Source organism: Metabacillus rhizolycopersici (assembly GCF_020075705.1).
On the sequence record NZ_JAIQUM010000245.1, the window covers coordinates 1 to 685 of the forward strand.

The 685-nt window shown below is 36.8% G+C and carries 1 protein-coding gene; it reads right to left on the bottom strand.

The features are described 5' to 3' along the window. The coding region (locus K9V48_RS28320) for a group II intron maturase-specific domain-containing protein (protein ID WP_308012634.1) at window positions 1–685 on the bottom strand (685 nt) is incomplete at both ends.

Consider the following 685-nt stretch of genomic DNA (forward strand, 5'->3'; position numbering starts at 1 on the left):
AAGGTATATGTACTAGCTTAGTAACTTCACCTGTAGGAACTTCTAAATTCCGTACAATAACCTTTTCACCGTTTTGTAGAGGTTGCCTGCATAATGCACAACGATATCCTTGCTTTCTTGCGAGTTTAATTCTGTCCAAAGTATTTTCTGCCTCGAAAACCTTTCGGTCTCGTTTTTCCCAATACTCTTTGAGGGCAGGATCATCTGGACTGTTTTTGTATAACACCATCACATGTCGTTTAATTTTAATCCAAGGCATGTGTAAAAGTTGAATATTTGTTATAGGACAAGTTAAAACCCAAGAGTTATCTCCGCCATGATGTGGTTTTCTGAAATATCTTTTCTTTATCCATTTCCAAGGTTTTTTAGGATGAAGTTGTCTCAAATATTTACAAGTTTTATGAAATACATAGTTTGCTATCTTATCAAAAGTCTTCTTTGATACTACATGCTTCCAGTATTGTCCGTAGCCTCTAATAATTGGATTTAACACTTTAATAAGTTCCCGGACAGGTTGGCCCCTCATGATACGGAACGTATCCCGTATCTTCTCTTTCGCTTTCTTAATGCTCTCTTTACTCGGTTTGATCAGTAGCTTGTTCCCTTGCCATGTTTTGTACTGTCGAACTGAGAATCCAAGAAAATCAAAACCATCTTCGATGTGAGTGATCTTAGTTTTCTCATT